Source organism: Microbacterium oleivorans (assembly GCF_001644225.1).
GTDB classification, from domain to species: domain Bacteria; phylum Actinomycetota; class Actinomycetes; order Actinomycetales; family Microbacteriaceae; genus Microbacterium; species Microbacterium gawkjiense.
In genome coordinates, this window is record NZ_LSTV01000005.1 from 356,093 (window position 1) to 369,693 (window position 13,601).

Below are 13,601 nucleotides of genomic sequence, written 5' to 3' on the forward strand. Positions count from 1 at the left end.
CCGGCCCGCGCGTCAGAGCTCCGTCATCCGGCCGTCCCGCAGTTCCAGCGTGAGGTCGGGACCGATCCGCTCGAGGAACGCGTCGTCGTGGCTGACCACGAGCACGGCGCCCCGATACGCCGAGACGGCGTCGACGAGCTGGTCGACCGTGTCGAGGTCGAGGTTGTTCGTCGGCTCGTCCAGCACCACGAGGTGCGGCGCCGGGTCGGCGAGCAGCAGCCGGGCGAGTGCGACGCGGAACCGTTCGCCGCCCGACAGCGCCGACACCGGCCGCAGGACCGTGTCGCCGCGGATGAGGAACCGGGCGAGCCGGTTCCGCAGCTCGACGTCCCCGACCCCCGGCGCCCCGGCGCGCACGTTCGCGAGTACCGACGCGGCCTCGTCGAGGCCGTCGACCCGCTGCGACAGGTATCCGATCCGGTCGGTGTGCGCCTCGGCCGTGACGTCGTGATGTGCCGAGTGCAGGGCCGAAGCTGCATCCGACCCCGTTTCGCCCCCGTCGCCGCCGGCTGAACCTGCATTCGGCACCGCGGTCGCCGCCACCCCGCGTTCCGAATTCAGTCCCGCCGCCCCGGCATCGCCCGCGGTTCCCGCCGTATCGGCGCCCTCAACGCGCGTCGCGTCCACGGAGACTGAATACGGCACGTCCCGGGCCCCCGCCGAGGCGACGAGCCGCTCGAGCAGGGTCGTCTTGCCTGCGCCGTTCGGTCCGACGAGCGCCACGCGCTCGGGCCCCTGGATGGTCCAGGAGCGCTCGCCGTCGCCGATCGTCGCGATGCGCCGACCGGTGCCGACGCCGGGGTCGGGCAGGTCGATGTGCACGGTGTCGTCGTCGCGCACGCGCCGGCCGGCGGTGTCGACGGCGGCCCGGGCGGCCTCGACCTTCTCGTTGGCCTCGACGCGGAGCTTGCCGGCAGTGACCTCGGCGGAGCGCTTCATGGCGCCCAGCACGATCTTCGGCGCCGCCTTCTTCGCGGCGAGCTTCTTGCCGTGCGCGTTCCGCATGGCGATCGCCGACTCGACCTGCTGCCGGTCGCGCTTCTCGCGCCGGAGCAGCTGCCGCGCGGCGGTCTCGGCCTGCACGGCCGCGGCCTGCTCGGTGTCGAGCCACGCCTTCCACGCGGAGTACGGGCCGCCGAACACCGAGAGCTCGTGCTCGTAGAGTTCGGCGGTGTCGTCGAGCTCCTCGAGCAACGCGACGTCGTGGCTGACCACGATCAGCGTGCCGCGCCAGGTGCGCACGAGCTCGTGCACCCGCGCCCGCGCGTCGCGGTCGAGGTTGTTCGTCGGCTCGTCGAGCAGCGCAATCTCGGCGCCGCTCAGCCGCACGCCGACGAGCGCGGCGAGCACCGCCTCGCCGCCCGACAGTTCGCCGACACGGCGGTCGAGCGCCCCGTCGGGCAGGCCGACCTCGGCGAGGGCCGCCGTCGCGCGCGCCTCGACGTCCCAGTCGTCGCCGACGGTGTCGAAGTGCCGCTCGTCGACGTCGCCGCGCTCGATCGCACGGACGGCGTCGAGCACCGGCGCGATCCCGAGCACATCGGCGACGCGGCGTCCAGTGTCGAGCGTGAGCTGCTGCGGCAGCAGGTCCACGCGTCCGGCCGTCGAGATGGATCCGGATGCCGGGACGAGGGTCCCCGCGATGAGTTTCAGCAGTGTCGACTTGCCGCTGCCGTTGCGGCCGACGAGGCCGGTGCGGCCGCCGCCGAAGGCGCCGGACACGTCGCTCAGCGCGACGGTGCCGTCGGGCCAGGCGTAGGTGACGCGGTCGAGGGTGACCGCGGAGGTGAGAGTGGTGGGCATGAGCGCCTCCCTGTGAGCGGGGTGCGCGGACGCCGGCGTCGACGGTCCGGATGCAGCGCTTCATGCAGCCGGGCAGCACGAGGTGCTGCGGTCGAAGAGGGACGGTCCGCGCCGGTCGGTGAATCGATCACCGGGCGGACCGTCGGAATCGTCCTCGAGGAGGGTCGACGGGTCAGCGCGGGATCACAGCGCGATCGCGTCGATTGCCTTCAACGGCTCTTCCTCACACTCGGGACGGGGACCGGACCATGGTAGCCGCGACGACGAGCGGATGCCAGGGGTCCCTCAGCTCGCCGGTGCGGCGAGCTGCTTCTCGAGGAACACCCGCACGTCGCCGAGCTCCTCCTCCGAGACGCTGTGCGCCAGGTTCGGGTACACGCGTCCGCTGAGTTCGACGTGGCCCGGCAGCCACTGCGCCGTGTGGTCGACGAACCGCGGCGGGATGACCTCGTCGCGCGCGCCGCGCCCCCAGAACACCGGCGGGCGCACCTCGGCGAGCTCGGCGTCGCCGGGGTGCGGCTCGGGGAACGCGTAGCCGGCGAGGTTCACGGCGAACGCCGCACTCTGCGGCCGCATCCGCAGCATCTGCAGCGCGATCACGCCACCCTGCGAGAAGCCGAGGAGACCGACGGATGCCGCGTCCCCCCGCACCTCGTCGACCCAGTCCCAGACCGCCTCGGTCGAGGCGAGGACCTCGCCGTGGTCGCGGCTCTCGACGCCGTCGATTGTGAACCACGAGTACCCGGGCATCGGGAACCGGGGGGCGAGCGGGGCCCGCACGGCGGCGACGACGAACGCGGAGGGCAGGTGAGGCACGAGCCCGAACAGGTCGCCCTCATGCGAGCCGTACCCGTGCAGCAGCACGAGCAGCGGGCGGTCGCCGCGCTCCTCGGCGGGCGCGGACCACAGGACGACGTCGGGATCGAGCGGGGAGGCGGCGGCCATGCGTCCATCCTGCACCAGGGCGCCGACACCGCTCCGGCGGCACCCGTGCACGAGCGGGGCGGCGCGGCATCCGCTCGGGTATACATGGAGGCATGGCCGTCCGCACTCCCGACCCCGACCCGAACGAGCGCGACGACGAGGGGGCCGCGCGCGATCCGCTGCGGGGGCTCGGCTCGTCGATGGGGCGCCCCGGCTCGGCGGGCAACCCGGCCTGGCTGAGCGACGTCGAGCTCGCGGAGGCGCGTCGGCGTCTGCCGATGCTCTACGTCGAGGCGGTGCCGGTGCGCCTGGACGGCATGGGTGCGGTGACCGAGGTCGGCATCCTGCTGCGCGCGACACCGATGGGCGAGATCTCCCGCACGATCGTGTCGGGCCGCGTGCGGTATGGCGAAACGGTGCGCGACGCGCTGTTCCGTCACCTCGAGAACGACCTCGGCCCGATGGCCTTCCCGCTGCTGCCGCCGCAGCCCGCACCGTTCACCGTCGCGGAGTACTTCCCGATCCCGGGCGTCAGCGCGTTCCACGACGACCGGCAGCACGCGGTGTCTCTCGCCTTCGTCGTGCCGGTGACGGGAACGTGCGAGCCGCGTCAGGACGCCCTCGAGGTGACGTGGATGTCGCCCGAGGAGGCGGCATCCGACGCCCTCGCGGCCGAGATGGAGGGCGGCCGCTCGACGCTCGTGCGGCAGGCGCTGGCCTCGGTCGGCGCCCTGCGCTGAGCCGTGCGCCTCGCGTCTGACGCCGAATCACCATCCACCTGCCGAATCACCACCGAAATGTCGGCATTCGAGTGGTGTTTCGGCATTCCGGCGGTGACTCGGCGACGGGGGACGCGCAGGCGCGGCCGCGGAGTCGGCGCCCTGCGCTGAGCCTCAGCCGCGCGTCAGGCGCGAGAGCTCGGCGACGAAGGCGTCGACGTCCGACTCGGTCGTGTCAAACGAGCACATCCAGCGCACCTCGTTCTTCGAGGCATCCCAGTCGTAGAAGCGGAACGACTCGCGCAGCCGGTCGGCGACGCCGTCGGGCAGGATCGCGAACACGCCGTTGGCCTGCGTCGGCTGGCTGAACCGCACCCCGACGATCGACCCGTCCGCGAGCCCGCCCTCGACGGCGGAGCGCAGGCGTGCGGCCATCGCGTTGGCGTGGCGGGCGTTGCGCAGGTAGAGGTCGTCCTCGTACAGCGCGATCAGCTGCGCCGACACGAAGCGCATCTTCGACGAGAGCTGCATGTTGAGCTTGCGCAGGAAGGGAAGCCCCGCGGATGCCGCGGGGTCGAGCACGACGATCGCCTCGGCCGCGAGCGCGCCGTTCTTCGTGCCGCCGGCGCTGACGACGTCGACGCCCGCGTCGAGCGTGAACGCGCGGATCGGCAGGTCGAGGGCCGCTGCCGCGTTCGAGAGCCGTGCGCCGTCGAGGTGCAGTCGCATGCCGCGCGCGTGCGCGTGGTCAGCGAGGGCCCGGATCTCGTCGGGCGTGTAGAGGGTGCCGAGCTCGGTCGACTGGGTGATCGAGACGACGAGCGGCTGCGCGCGGTGCTCGTCGCCCCAGCCCCACGCCTCGCGGTCGACGAGCTCGGGGGTGAGCTTGCCGTCGTCGGTGGGCACGTTCAGGATCTTGATGCCCGCGACCTTCTCGGGGGCGCCGCCCTCGTCGACGTTGATGTGGGCGGTGGATGCCGCGACCACGGCGCCCCAGCGCGGGAGCATCGACTGCAGGCCGGTGACGTTCGCCCCGGTGCCGTTGAAGACGGGGAACGCCTGCGCGTCGTCGCCGAAGTGGCGGGCGAAGACGTGCTGCAGGCGCTCGGTGTAGAGGTCCTCGCCGTAGGCGATCTGGTGTCCGTCGTTCGCTGCGGCGAGGGCCGCCAGCACCTCGGGGTGCACCCCTGAGTAGTTGTCGCTGGCGAAGGAACGGATCGTCGGGTCGTGGAGCGTCGTCACCCTTCCAGCCTAGGTCGCGCGCGGACCCTCTTTCCCGTGTCGGAGGCCGGCGATACCCTCGCGGCATGAGCGACGCGACGCCGGCATCCCGCACCGTCCCGCCCGGCGGCATGCGCACGTTCCTGCACGTGCTGGTGAACACGGCCGTCGCGAACGTCACGACGAGCTTCCTGTGGTTCGCCTTGACCTTCTGGGTGTACCTCGAGACCGAGTCCGTGCTCGCGACGGGCATCATCGGCGGCGCCTACATGCTGCTGCTCGCGATCTTCGGCATGGTCTTCGGCACCCTCGTCGACCGGTTCCGCAAGCACGCCGTCATGGTGTTCTCCGGGGTCTTCACCCTCGCCGCCTTCCTCGCCGCCGGTGCGATCTACCTCGCGCAGCCCGAGTCGACGATCCTCGACCTCGGCGGCCCCTGGTTCTGGCTCTTCTCGGGCATCATCCTCATCGGGGCGGTGGTCGAGAACCTCCGCAACATCGCCCTGTCGACGACCGTGACGCTTCTGGTCCCCACCGAGCGCCACGCCAACGCGAACGGTCTCGTCGGCACCGTGCAGGGCATCGCGTTCATCGTGACGAGCGCCCTGTCGGGTCTCGCTGTCGGCTTCGTCGGCATGGGTGGCACGCTCGCCGTCGCGATCGCCTTCACCGCGGTCCCCCTCGTCCACCTGTTGTTCGTCCGCATCCCCGAGGAGGCGCCGACGCCCGACCCGGGCTCGAAGATCCTCGACGTCCGGGGCGCGGCGGCGGCCATCCGCGCCGTCCCCGGGCTGTTCGCGCTCATCCTCTTCTCCACCTTCAACAACCTCATCGGCGGCCTCTACATGGCGCTGATGGACCCCTACGGTCTCGAACTCTTCGACGTGAAGATCTGGGGTGTCGTCCTGGCGGTGACCGCGACCGGCTTCCTGATCGGCGGCGGCATCGTCGCCGCGAAGGGCCTCGGCGCGAACCCGATCCGCACGCTTCTGCTTGCGGTGGCGGCGATGGGACTGCTCGGCGCGGTCTTCACCCTGCGGGAGTGGTGGTGGCTCTACGCCCTGGGTATCTGGGCGTACATGACGCTCGTCCCCGTGATCGAGTCCGCCGAGCAGACCGTCATCCAGAAGGTCGTGCCGTTCGAGCGCCAGGGGCGGGTGTTCGGCGCCGCGACGGCCCTCGAGGTGTCGACGGGGCCGATCACGTCGTTCGCGATCGCCCCGATCGCCGAGTTCTGGATCATCCCGGCCCTCCGCACCGACGAGGGTCGCCGCACCTGGTCGTGGCTGCTCGGCGAGGGCGAGATGCGCGGGATCGCGCTCATCTTCCTCGTCGGCGGACTGGTCATGGTGGCCGCGGCGCTCGCCGCCTTCCTCACCCGCTCCTACCGGACGCTCTCGGCCGAGTACCGCGAGGCGCCCCAGACGACCGAAGCGGATGCGGCGGCTCCCGGCATCCCGTCGTCGTCACGCGAAGCCGCGGGCGGCGTCGCGGGTGAGTGACCGTGCGCGCACTGAACCGCGGCGGCCGGCATCCCCCCGGAGCCGGCCGCCGCGGATCAGGCGTCGGTGGCCCGGATGCCGGCCACGCCGGCGATCACGGGACGCATCTTCTTCTCGAGGGCCTCGAAGAACATCGACAGCGGGAACTCGTCGTCCATCACGGCGTCGGTGTAGCCCTTCGGGGGCCCGGCCAGGATCTCGTCAGAGAGGCCGCGCGCCCACTGCGAGGCGGGGTGGGGGGTGACCGTCTGGCGGACCAGGTCGTAGGCGGCGAGCCAGTGCGCGACCTTCGGGCGGTCGATCGACTCCCAGTAGAGCCGGTCGATCGCGTCGCTCAGGGCGATGACGGCGTCGGCGACACGGTCCCATTCGAACGCCAGCGAGGTGTCGGTCCAGTGCAGCACGCCGCGCTGGTGCAGCCACGCGAACAGCAGTTGCCCGCCGAGCCCGTCGTAGTTGCGCACGCGCGTGCCGGTGATAGCGAAGCGGAAGATGCGGTCGAAGATGACGGCGTACTGGACGAGTCCGGCGTGCTCGAGCATCTCGGTCTCGGCATCCGTCAGCTGCGCCTTCGCCGACAGGTCCTTCTCGATGGCGACGCACTCGCGGAAGGCGGTGAGGTCGCAGCGCAGCTCCTCGAGCGAGTACAGGAAGAACGGCATCCGCTGCTTAATCATGAACGGGTCGAACGGCAGGTCCCCGCGCATGTGCGTGCGGTCGTGGATGAGGTCCCACATGACGAACGTCTTCTCGGCGAGGCGCTGGTCGTCGAGCAGCCGCGCGGCGGCGTCGGGCAGGTCGAGCCGCGTGATGTCCGCGGCGGCGCGCACGACGCGGCGGTAGCGGGCCGCCTCGCGGTCCTGGAAGATCGCGCCCCACGTGAAGGTCGGGATCTCGCGCATCGCGACGGTCTCGGGGAAGAGCACGGCCGAGTTCGTGTCGTAGCCGGGCGTGAAGTCGAGCAGGCGGAACGACACGAACAGGCGGTTCGTGTAGGTCTGCTCGAGCTCGGCGATGAACTCGGGCCAGATCGTGTCGACGAGGACGGCCTCGACCTTGCGGTCGCGGGTGCCGTTCTGCGTGTACATCGGGAACACGACGAGGTGGCGGAGCCCGTCGATGCGGTGCTCCTGCGGCTGGAAGGCGACGAGCGAGTCGAGGAAGTCCGGGACGCCGAAGCCCTCCGAGACCCAGCGGTCGAAGTCCGCGACGCTCGCTTCGAGGTAGGCGGCGTCGTGCGGGAAGGCGGGGGAGAGCGAGCGGATGCCGGCGGTGATCGCCTCGACGTGGCGGCGGGCGGCGTCGTGGTCGGCGGCGTCGGGCACCGAGCCGTCGGTGGTTTGCAGTTCCTGCAGGGCGGTCGCGGCATCCCGCAGCATCGCCCACGCCGCGGAGGTCTCGGCCGTGCGGGCGTCCTCGACGACCTCGGGCATCCCGATGATCGTCGGCGCAGTGGTGACGGTGCTCATGGTGGACCTCCTATCGGTTCCTCACGGTTTCCTCGCGCTGATGCGGGAAGATTTCCGGTCATTTCAGGGTAAGGCCGTAAGGATCTCGTGTGCAACCCGCCTGCGGTACGGTCGGAGCGTGGCCGCAGACGAGACCGACACCGCCGACACCGCGATCATCGCCGCCCTCTCGGCCAACGCGCGCGCGACGCTCAACGAGCTGTCCGCGGTCGCCGGGCTCTCGGTCTCGGCGACGCAGGCGCGCGTGCGCCGGCTCGAAGCGCGCGGGCTCATCTCGGGGTACCGCGCCGTCATCGACCCCGAGGTCGCGGGCAAGCCGCTCGCCGCGTTCGTCGAGATCACCCCGCTCGACCCCGGGCAGCCCGACAACGCCCCCGAGCTCATCGCGCACCTCGATGAGATCGAGGCGTGCCACTCGATCGCCGGCGACGCGGCGTACATGCTGTTCGTGCGCGTGGCCACCCCGCGCGACCTCGAGCGGCTGATCCGCGACATCCGCTCGGCCGCCTCGGTGAACACCCGCACGACCGTCGTGCTGCAGACCTTCTTCGAGCACCGTCCGCTCTCGCCGGCCTGACCCGCCCCCGCCCCTCACCGCCGAGTCACCACTCGGTTGCCGAATCACCATCGCGATGTCGCCGATTTGGTGGTGATTCGGCACAGGGGCGGTGATTCGGCGCCGGGCGGTGCGCGTCGGCGAACCGCGTGAGGGTGTCAAGGGGAGGCGACGGACCCCGAGGCCGCCTACCGTGGCAGCATGAGCGACACCCCGATCGGTTCCGAGGTCCTCGTCGTCGCCAACGCCCGCTCGGGCGCCTCGCTCGGGCGACCCGATCGCGTCCCCGACGTGCAGCGACGGATGCCGGGCGCCACCGTGCACCGCCTGGGTGAGGACGAGACCCTCGACGACGTCGTCACGGCGGCCGTGGCCGACGACAGTCCGCCGCGGGTCCTCGCGATCCTCGGCGGCGACGGATCGGTCTCGCGCGCCGCGCACCTCGCTCGCCGCCACGACCTCACCCTCCTGGTGCTGCCGAACGGCACGTTCAACCACTTTGCGCGCTCGGCGGGGATCGACGACGTCGACGCCGGGCTCGATGCCTACAGGGCGGGGCACGTGCGTCCGGTCGCGGTCGCTGAGGTCTCGGTCGACGGCGGCGATCCGATCACGGTCCTCAACGCGGTCTCGCTCGGGGCGTACCCCGAGTTCCTCGCCGAGCGCGAGCGCCGCACGAGCCTCGGCAAGTGGTGGGGCGGCGCGGTCGCCGCCTGGCGCGAGGTCCACGGCGCCCACCCCGTCGACGTCGTCCGCGGCGGCAAGCGCGCCCGCGTGTGGTCGGTGTTCGCGGGCGTCGGGCGCAACGACCCCGACCACATCGCGACGATGCAGCGGGCCACCCTGCACGACGCCGTCATCGACGTCCGCGTCCACCACGCCCGCGGGTCGCGGCTGCGGGCCATCGCCTCGCTCGCCTTCGGGAGGAACACCGTCAAGGTCCTCCGCGCGCTGCGGGTGATGCCCCCGGCATCCGATCTGGAACGGATCCTCGACGAGGACTTCGAACTCGAGGTGGCCGCCGGCAGCGCGCCGGACATCTGGGTGCACGACGGCGAGCTCGAAGAGGTCGGCGCCGACGGATTCCGGATGCGGGTACGCGCGGTCGCGGACGGTCTGCGGGTCTACCTTCCCGCCGCCGACGGCTGAGCGCGGGATACATCCCGGGGCGGATGCCGCGCCGCCGCCGACCGCGTAGCGTCGGGGGAGTGTTCCGCAAGCTCCGCCCCTACCAGGCCGCCGTCGATGCGGCCGTCGCGGTGCTGTTCGCGCTGGTGGCGCTGCCGTACGAGCTGAACACCGGCACGATGTCGTCACCCATCGGCGGGTGGTCGGCGGTCCCGGTCGTCTTCCTCCTGGCGGGCGCCCTCGGCCTGCGACGATTCTCGCCGGGTCTCGCGCTCGCCGTCGCCTGGGTCGGCGCCGTCGTGCAGATGGGTCTGGGCCGGGGGCCGAGCTTCGCCGACATCGCGATCTTCGCCGTCCTGTACGCGACGGCGGCCTACGGGTCGCGCCGCGTCTTCTGGTTGGGACTGTCCTCCGTCGTGCTCGGCGCCGGAACCATCACGGCCTATCTCTTCCGCTGGGCGTTCCTCGGCACGGGCTCGCTGTCCGACATCCCGACCCTGATCTTCGTCCTGCTCGCCGCCCTCTTCGCTCTCGGTCTCTCGTGGACCGCCGGCGCTCTCGTCCGCACCGCCCTCCGCGCGCGAGCGAACCGCGCGGCGCAGTCGCGGGCCGAGGAGGAGACCGCGGCCGAGCAGGAGCGCACCCGCATCGCCCGCGACATGCACGACATCGTCGCGCACTCGCTGGCCGTCATCATCGCGCAGTCCGACGGCGCCCGGTACGCCGCGGCATCCGATCCGAAGGCGCAGTCCGACGCCCTCGGCACGATCTCGTCGACGGCCCGCGCCGCGCTCTCGGACGTGCGCCTGCTGCTCACGCAGATGCGCCACTCGCAGGCCGAGGGGCCGCAGCCGACGCTCGCCGACCTCGAGCAGCTGTACGCGCAGGTCCGGGCGGCAGGCACGCCGCTGCGCGTCGACGTCGATCCCGCCCCCACCGTCGAGGTGCCCGCCTCGGTGCAGCTCGCCGTCTACCGGATCCTGCAGGAGGCCCTGACCAACGCGATCCGCCACGGCGGCGCCGGCGGAGTCGACGTCGCGCTCGCGTGGCATCCCGACCGCGTCGACCTGTCGGTGCGGAACGACCTCGTCGACGTGTCGGCGGGTGAGAAGCGCGCCCCCGGTCACGGGCTCATCGGCATGCGCGAGCGGGCGCAGCTGATCGGCGGCCGCCTGGACGCCGCCCCCGCCGGCTCGTCCTTCCTCGTGTCGGGATCGCTGCCGATCGGCGCACCCGCCGCATGACCCCCACTGGAGACCCCGCATGACCCCGATCCGCGTCGTCCTCGTCGACGACCAGGCCCTCTTCCGCGCCGGCATCCGCATGGTCGTCGCCTCGCAGCCCGACCTCGAGGTCGTCGGCGAGGCCTCCGACGGCGCGCAGGCCATCGAGGTCGTCCGCGCGACCCGGCCCGACGTCGTGATGATGGACATCCGGATGCCGGTGATGGACGGACTCGCCGCGACCGAGGCGCTGCTGGCCGACCCCGACCCGCCCAAGGTCGTCATGCTCACGACGTTCGACCTCGACGAGGCCGCCGCGCGGGCGATCCAGCGCGGCGCCAGCGGGTTCCTGCTGAAGGACGCCGACCCCGAGTTCCTGCTCGCCGCGATCCGCACGGTCCACGCCGGGTCGTCGGTCATCGCCGCGGCCGCGACCCGGGACCTGTTCGCCTCGCTCGGCGGGCCGACCCGTCCGGTCCCGCCCGCCTTCGACGCCCTCACCGAGCGCGAGCGCGAGATCTTCGGGCTCGCGGCACGGGGCCTGTCCAACGCCGAGATCGCCGCGCGCGAGTTCCTCTCCGAGGCCACCGTGAAGACGCACGTCAGCCGCATCCTCGCCAAGCTGAGCCTGCGCGACCGCGTGCAGCTCGTCGTCTTCGCGTTCGAGCACGGCCTGGCCTGACCACCGTCGCGACGGGGGATGCCGGATCATCCTCACGATGTACGCGGAGGCGCCGTCAGGCCGACGCGGCGCGAACGGCCTCCTCCGTAGCGTCGAAGGCATGGAGATCACGACCACCGACCTGGGCCTCGCCGCCCGCGTCCAGCACCTGACCAAGACCTACGGCGGGGGCGAGTCGATCGTCCGCGCGCTCGACGACGTGACCGTCGGCATCCGCCGCGGGGAGTTCACCGCGATCATGGGACCGTCGGGCTCGGGCAAGTCCACCCTCATGCACATCATGGCGGGACTCGACGCCCCCGCCTCCGGCCGCGTCTGGATCGGCGACACCGACATCACGGGCCTGTCCGACGTCGAGCTGACGATCCTGCGCCGCCGCCGCGTCGGCTTCGTCTTCCAGTCCTTCAACCTGGTCCCGACCCTCGATGCGATCGGCAACATCCTGCTGCCCTTCGACCTCGACGGTCGCCGGCCCACCTCGCAGGAGCGCGCCCGCATCGACGGACTCGTCGAGACGCTGGGCCTCGGCCCGCGCCTGCGGCACCGCCCCCACCAGCTCTCGGGCGGGCAGCAGCAGCGCGTCGCGATCGCCCGTGCCCTCGCGACGGCGCCCGACCTCGTCTTCGCCGACGAGCCGACCGGCAACCTCGACTCCCGCAGCGGGCGCGAGGTGCTCTCCTTGCTCGCCGCCGCGAGCACCGAGCACGGCCAATCCATCGCCATGGTCACGCACGACCCGGTCGCCGCGTCGTACGCCGATCGCGTGCTGTTCCTCGGCGACGGCCGCATCGTCGCCGACAAGCCGCGTCAGAGCGCCGAGCAGATCTCGGCCCACATGCTCAGCACGGAGGTGACCGCGTGACCGCGCTCGCCGCTCCGGCCGCCCCCGTCACCGCCATGCCGGCGGCCGCTCGGACCTCTCGACTCGCTTGGCTGCGGGAACGCGGGATGGGGGCCACGATCCTCGTCTCGGCCATCTCGACCGCGTTCGGTGTCATCCTGCTCTCGGCCACCGGGTACCTCTCCAACGCGCTCGGGTCGAACCCGGAGTACGGGGCCTCCGGCACGATGACCCTCGTGCTGATGCTGCTCAGCGGCATCCTGCTCGCCGTGGCCGTCTACGTCGCTGCGATCGTGACCGCCAACACATTCTCGACGATCATCGCCGGCCGCACCCGCCGGATCGCGCTCCTGCGTCTGATCGGTGCGACCGCCCGGTCGCAGCGCACCGAGGTCGCCCGACAGGGTCTCATCGTCGGCGCGATCGGCGCCGTCCTCGGCCTCGTCGTGACGACGATCCTCATGCTCGTCGCCGTCCCGTTCCTCGACCGCGCTTTGGGCGTGACGGCCGCCTGGTCGCCCGTGCAGCCGTCGCTTCTCGTGCCGACCGTCGCCGTCGCCCTCACCACCTGGATCGCGGCCTGCTCCGGATCGCGTCGGGTGCTCACGGTCACGCCCCTCGAGGCCCTCGGCGGCTCGGTCGAGCGGTCGCGTGAGGAGATCGCGGAGGGTCGCGGACGCAAGGCCGCCGCCATCGTCCTCGGCGTCATCGGCGCCGTCCTGCTCGTCGGAGGCCTGCTGCTGGGCCTCCTGAGCCCGATCGGTGTCCTGGTCGCCTTCTTCGGCGGTCTGTTCTCCTTCACCGCCGTCTCGCTCAGCGCGGTGTCGATCATGCCGCCGCTCCTGAAGGTCACCGGTCGCTTCTTCGGGAAGTCCGTCACCGCGCGACTGGCGGCGGAGAACGCGGTCCGCTATCCGGAGCGTTCGAGCCGCATGGCCATCGGCGTCGTCATGGGCGTGGCACTCGTCGTGATGTTCGCTGTCGCCGCCGAGTCCGCCAAGGCCCTCGTCACGGCGTCGGGCGGCGGCGAGCCGGACCCGGCGTTCAACGAGATGATGGACGTGTTCTCGACGGTCATGATGTGCCTCGTCGCCGTCAGCGCGGTGATCGCCGCCGTCGGTCTCGTCAACCTCCTCACGATCGGCATCGTGCAGCGCAAACGCGAGCTCGGCCTGCTGCGCGCTCTCGGACTGACGTCGGCGCAGATCCGCCGGATGGTGCTCATCGAGGCCGCACACGTCACGATCACGGCGCTGTTGTTCGGCTTGACTCTCGGCGTCCTCTACGGCTGGGTCGCGGCGCAATCGCTGCTCGGTTCGGTCGCGGTACCGCCGCTCTGGATGTCGCCGACGTTCGTCGCCCCGGCCATCCCGCTCCTGCCGGTGGCCATCGTGATCGTCGCCACCGCGGCCCTCACCCTCGGCGCAGCCGTCGCCCCCACGCGCATCGCGACGCGCACCGCTCCCGTCGAGGCGCTGTCCGAGTGAGACCGTCGCCCCTCCGCGCGACCTGTCCGGGTCGCACGGAGGGGCG

At 72.0% G+C, this 13,601-nt stretch carries 12 protein-coding genes; 8 read left to right on the forward strand and 4 right to left on the reverse strand.

Going from position 1 to position 13,601, the window contains the following annotated elements; all coding sequences use genetic code 11:
• Positions 1 to 12: 12 nt before the first annotated feature.
• Positions 13 to 1,803: an ABC-F family ATP-binding cassette domain-containing protein gene (locus AYL44_RS13235; RefSeq protein ID WP_064003745.1), complete on the reverse strand. Its 1,791-nt coding sequence runs from the start codon at positions 1,801 to 1,803 to the stop codon at positions 13 to 15.
• A 285-nt stretch (positions 1,804 to 2,088) separates the two neighbouring features.
• A complete protein-coding gene (locus AYL44_RS13240) occupies positions 2,089 to 2,748 on the reverse strand; it encodes an alpha/beta hydrolase (protein WP_064003746.1) in 660 nt (219 codons plus the stop codon).
• Positions 2,749 to 2,840: 92 nt separating this feature from the next.
• Between AYL44_RS13240 and AYL44_RS13245 the strand changes: the two genes are divergently transcribed.
• Entirely contained in the window at positions 2,841 to 3,467 is a 627-nt protein-coding gene (locus tag AYL44_RS13245; RefSeq protein ID WP_064003747.1) for an NUDIX hydrolase family protein, read from the forward strand.
• A gap of 153 nt (positions 3,468 to 3,620) precedes the next feature.
• Here AYL44_RS13245 and AYL44_RS13250 read toward each other — a convergent pair whose 3' ends face one another.
• Positions 3,621 to 4,688, reverse strand: coding sequence for a threonine aldolase family protein (locus AYL44_RS13250; protein ID WP_064003748.1), 1,068 nt, complete (start codon positions 4,686 to 4,688; stop codon positions 3,621 to 3,623).
• 65 nt (positions 4,689 to 4,753) lie between these two features.
• Here AYL44_RS13250 and AYL44_RS13255 point away from each other — a divergent pair, with 65 nt between their 5' ends.
• On the forward strand, positions 4,754 to 6,169 hold the full coding sequence (locus AYL44_RS13255; RefSeq protein ID WP_157532685.1) for an MFS transporter: 1,416 nt from the start codon (positions 4,754 to 4,756) through the stop codon (positions 6,167 to 6,169).
• Between the two features lie 56 nt (positions 6,170 to 6,225).
• Here AYL44_RS13255 and AYL44_RS13260 read toward each other — a convergent pair whose 3' ends face one another.
• Complete coding sequence (locus tag AYL44_RS13260) at positions 6,226 to 7,638, reverse strand: DUF6421 family protein (protein WP_064003749.1); 1,413 nt, start codon at positions 7,636 to 7,638, stop codon at positions 6,226 to 6,228.
• A gap of 118 nt (positions 7,639 to 7,756) precedes the next feature.
• Here AYL44_RS13260 and AYL44_RS13265 point away from each other — a divergent pair, with 118 nt between their 5' ends.
• The 6 genes from AYL44_RS13265 to AYL44_RS13290 all read left to right on the forward strand — a co-directional run bounded on the left by AYL44_RS13265 (position 7,757) and on the right by AYL44_RS13290 (position 13,555).
• Positions 7,757 to 8,215 (forward strand): Lrp/AsnC family transcriptional regulator, encoded by a 459-nt coding sequence (locus AYL44_RS13265; RefSeq protein ID WP_082886211.1) that lies wholly within the window; start codon positions 7,757 to 7,759, stop codon positions 8,213 to 8,215.
• A gap of 180 nt (positions 8,216 to 8,395) precedes the next feature.
• Complete coding sequence (locus AYL44_RS13270; RefSeq protein WP_064003750.1) at positions 8,396 to 9,343, forward strand: diacylglycerol/lipid kinase family protein; 948 nt, start codon at positions 8,396 to 8,398, stop codon at positions 9,341 to 9,343.
• Between the two features lie 59 nt (positions 9,344 to 9,402).
• Positions 9,403 to 10,566, forward strand: coding sequence for a sensor histidine kinase (locus AYL44_RS13275; protein WP_064003751.1), 1,164 nt, complete (start codon positions 9,403 to 9,405; stop codon positions 10,564 to 10,566).
• Positions 10,567 to 10,585: 19 nt separating this feature from the next.
• Positions 10,586 to 11,227: a response regulator gene (locus AYL44_RS13280; RefSeq protein ID WP_064003752.1), complete on the forward strand. Its 642-nt coding sequence runs from the start codon at positions 10,586 to 10,588 to the stop codon at positions 11,225 to 11,227.
• 100 nt (positions 11,228 to 11,327) lie between these two features.
• Positions 11,328 to 12,089, forward strand: coding sequence for an ABC transporter ATP-binding protein (locus tag AYL44_RS13285; protein WP_064003753.1), 762 nt, complete (start codon positions 11,328 to 11,330; stop codon positions 12,087 to 12,089).
• Complete coding sequence (locus tag AYL44_RS13290) at positions 12,086 to 13,555, forward strand: ABC transporter permease (protein WP_064003754.1); 1,470 nt, start codon at positions 12,086 to 12,088, stop codon at positions 13,553 to 13,555. Before AYL44_RS13285 ends, AYL44_RS13290 begins: the two co-directional genes overlap by 4 nt.
• Positions 13,556 to 13,601 lie beyond the last annotated feature (46 nt).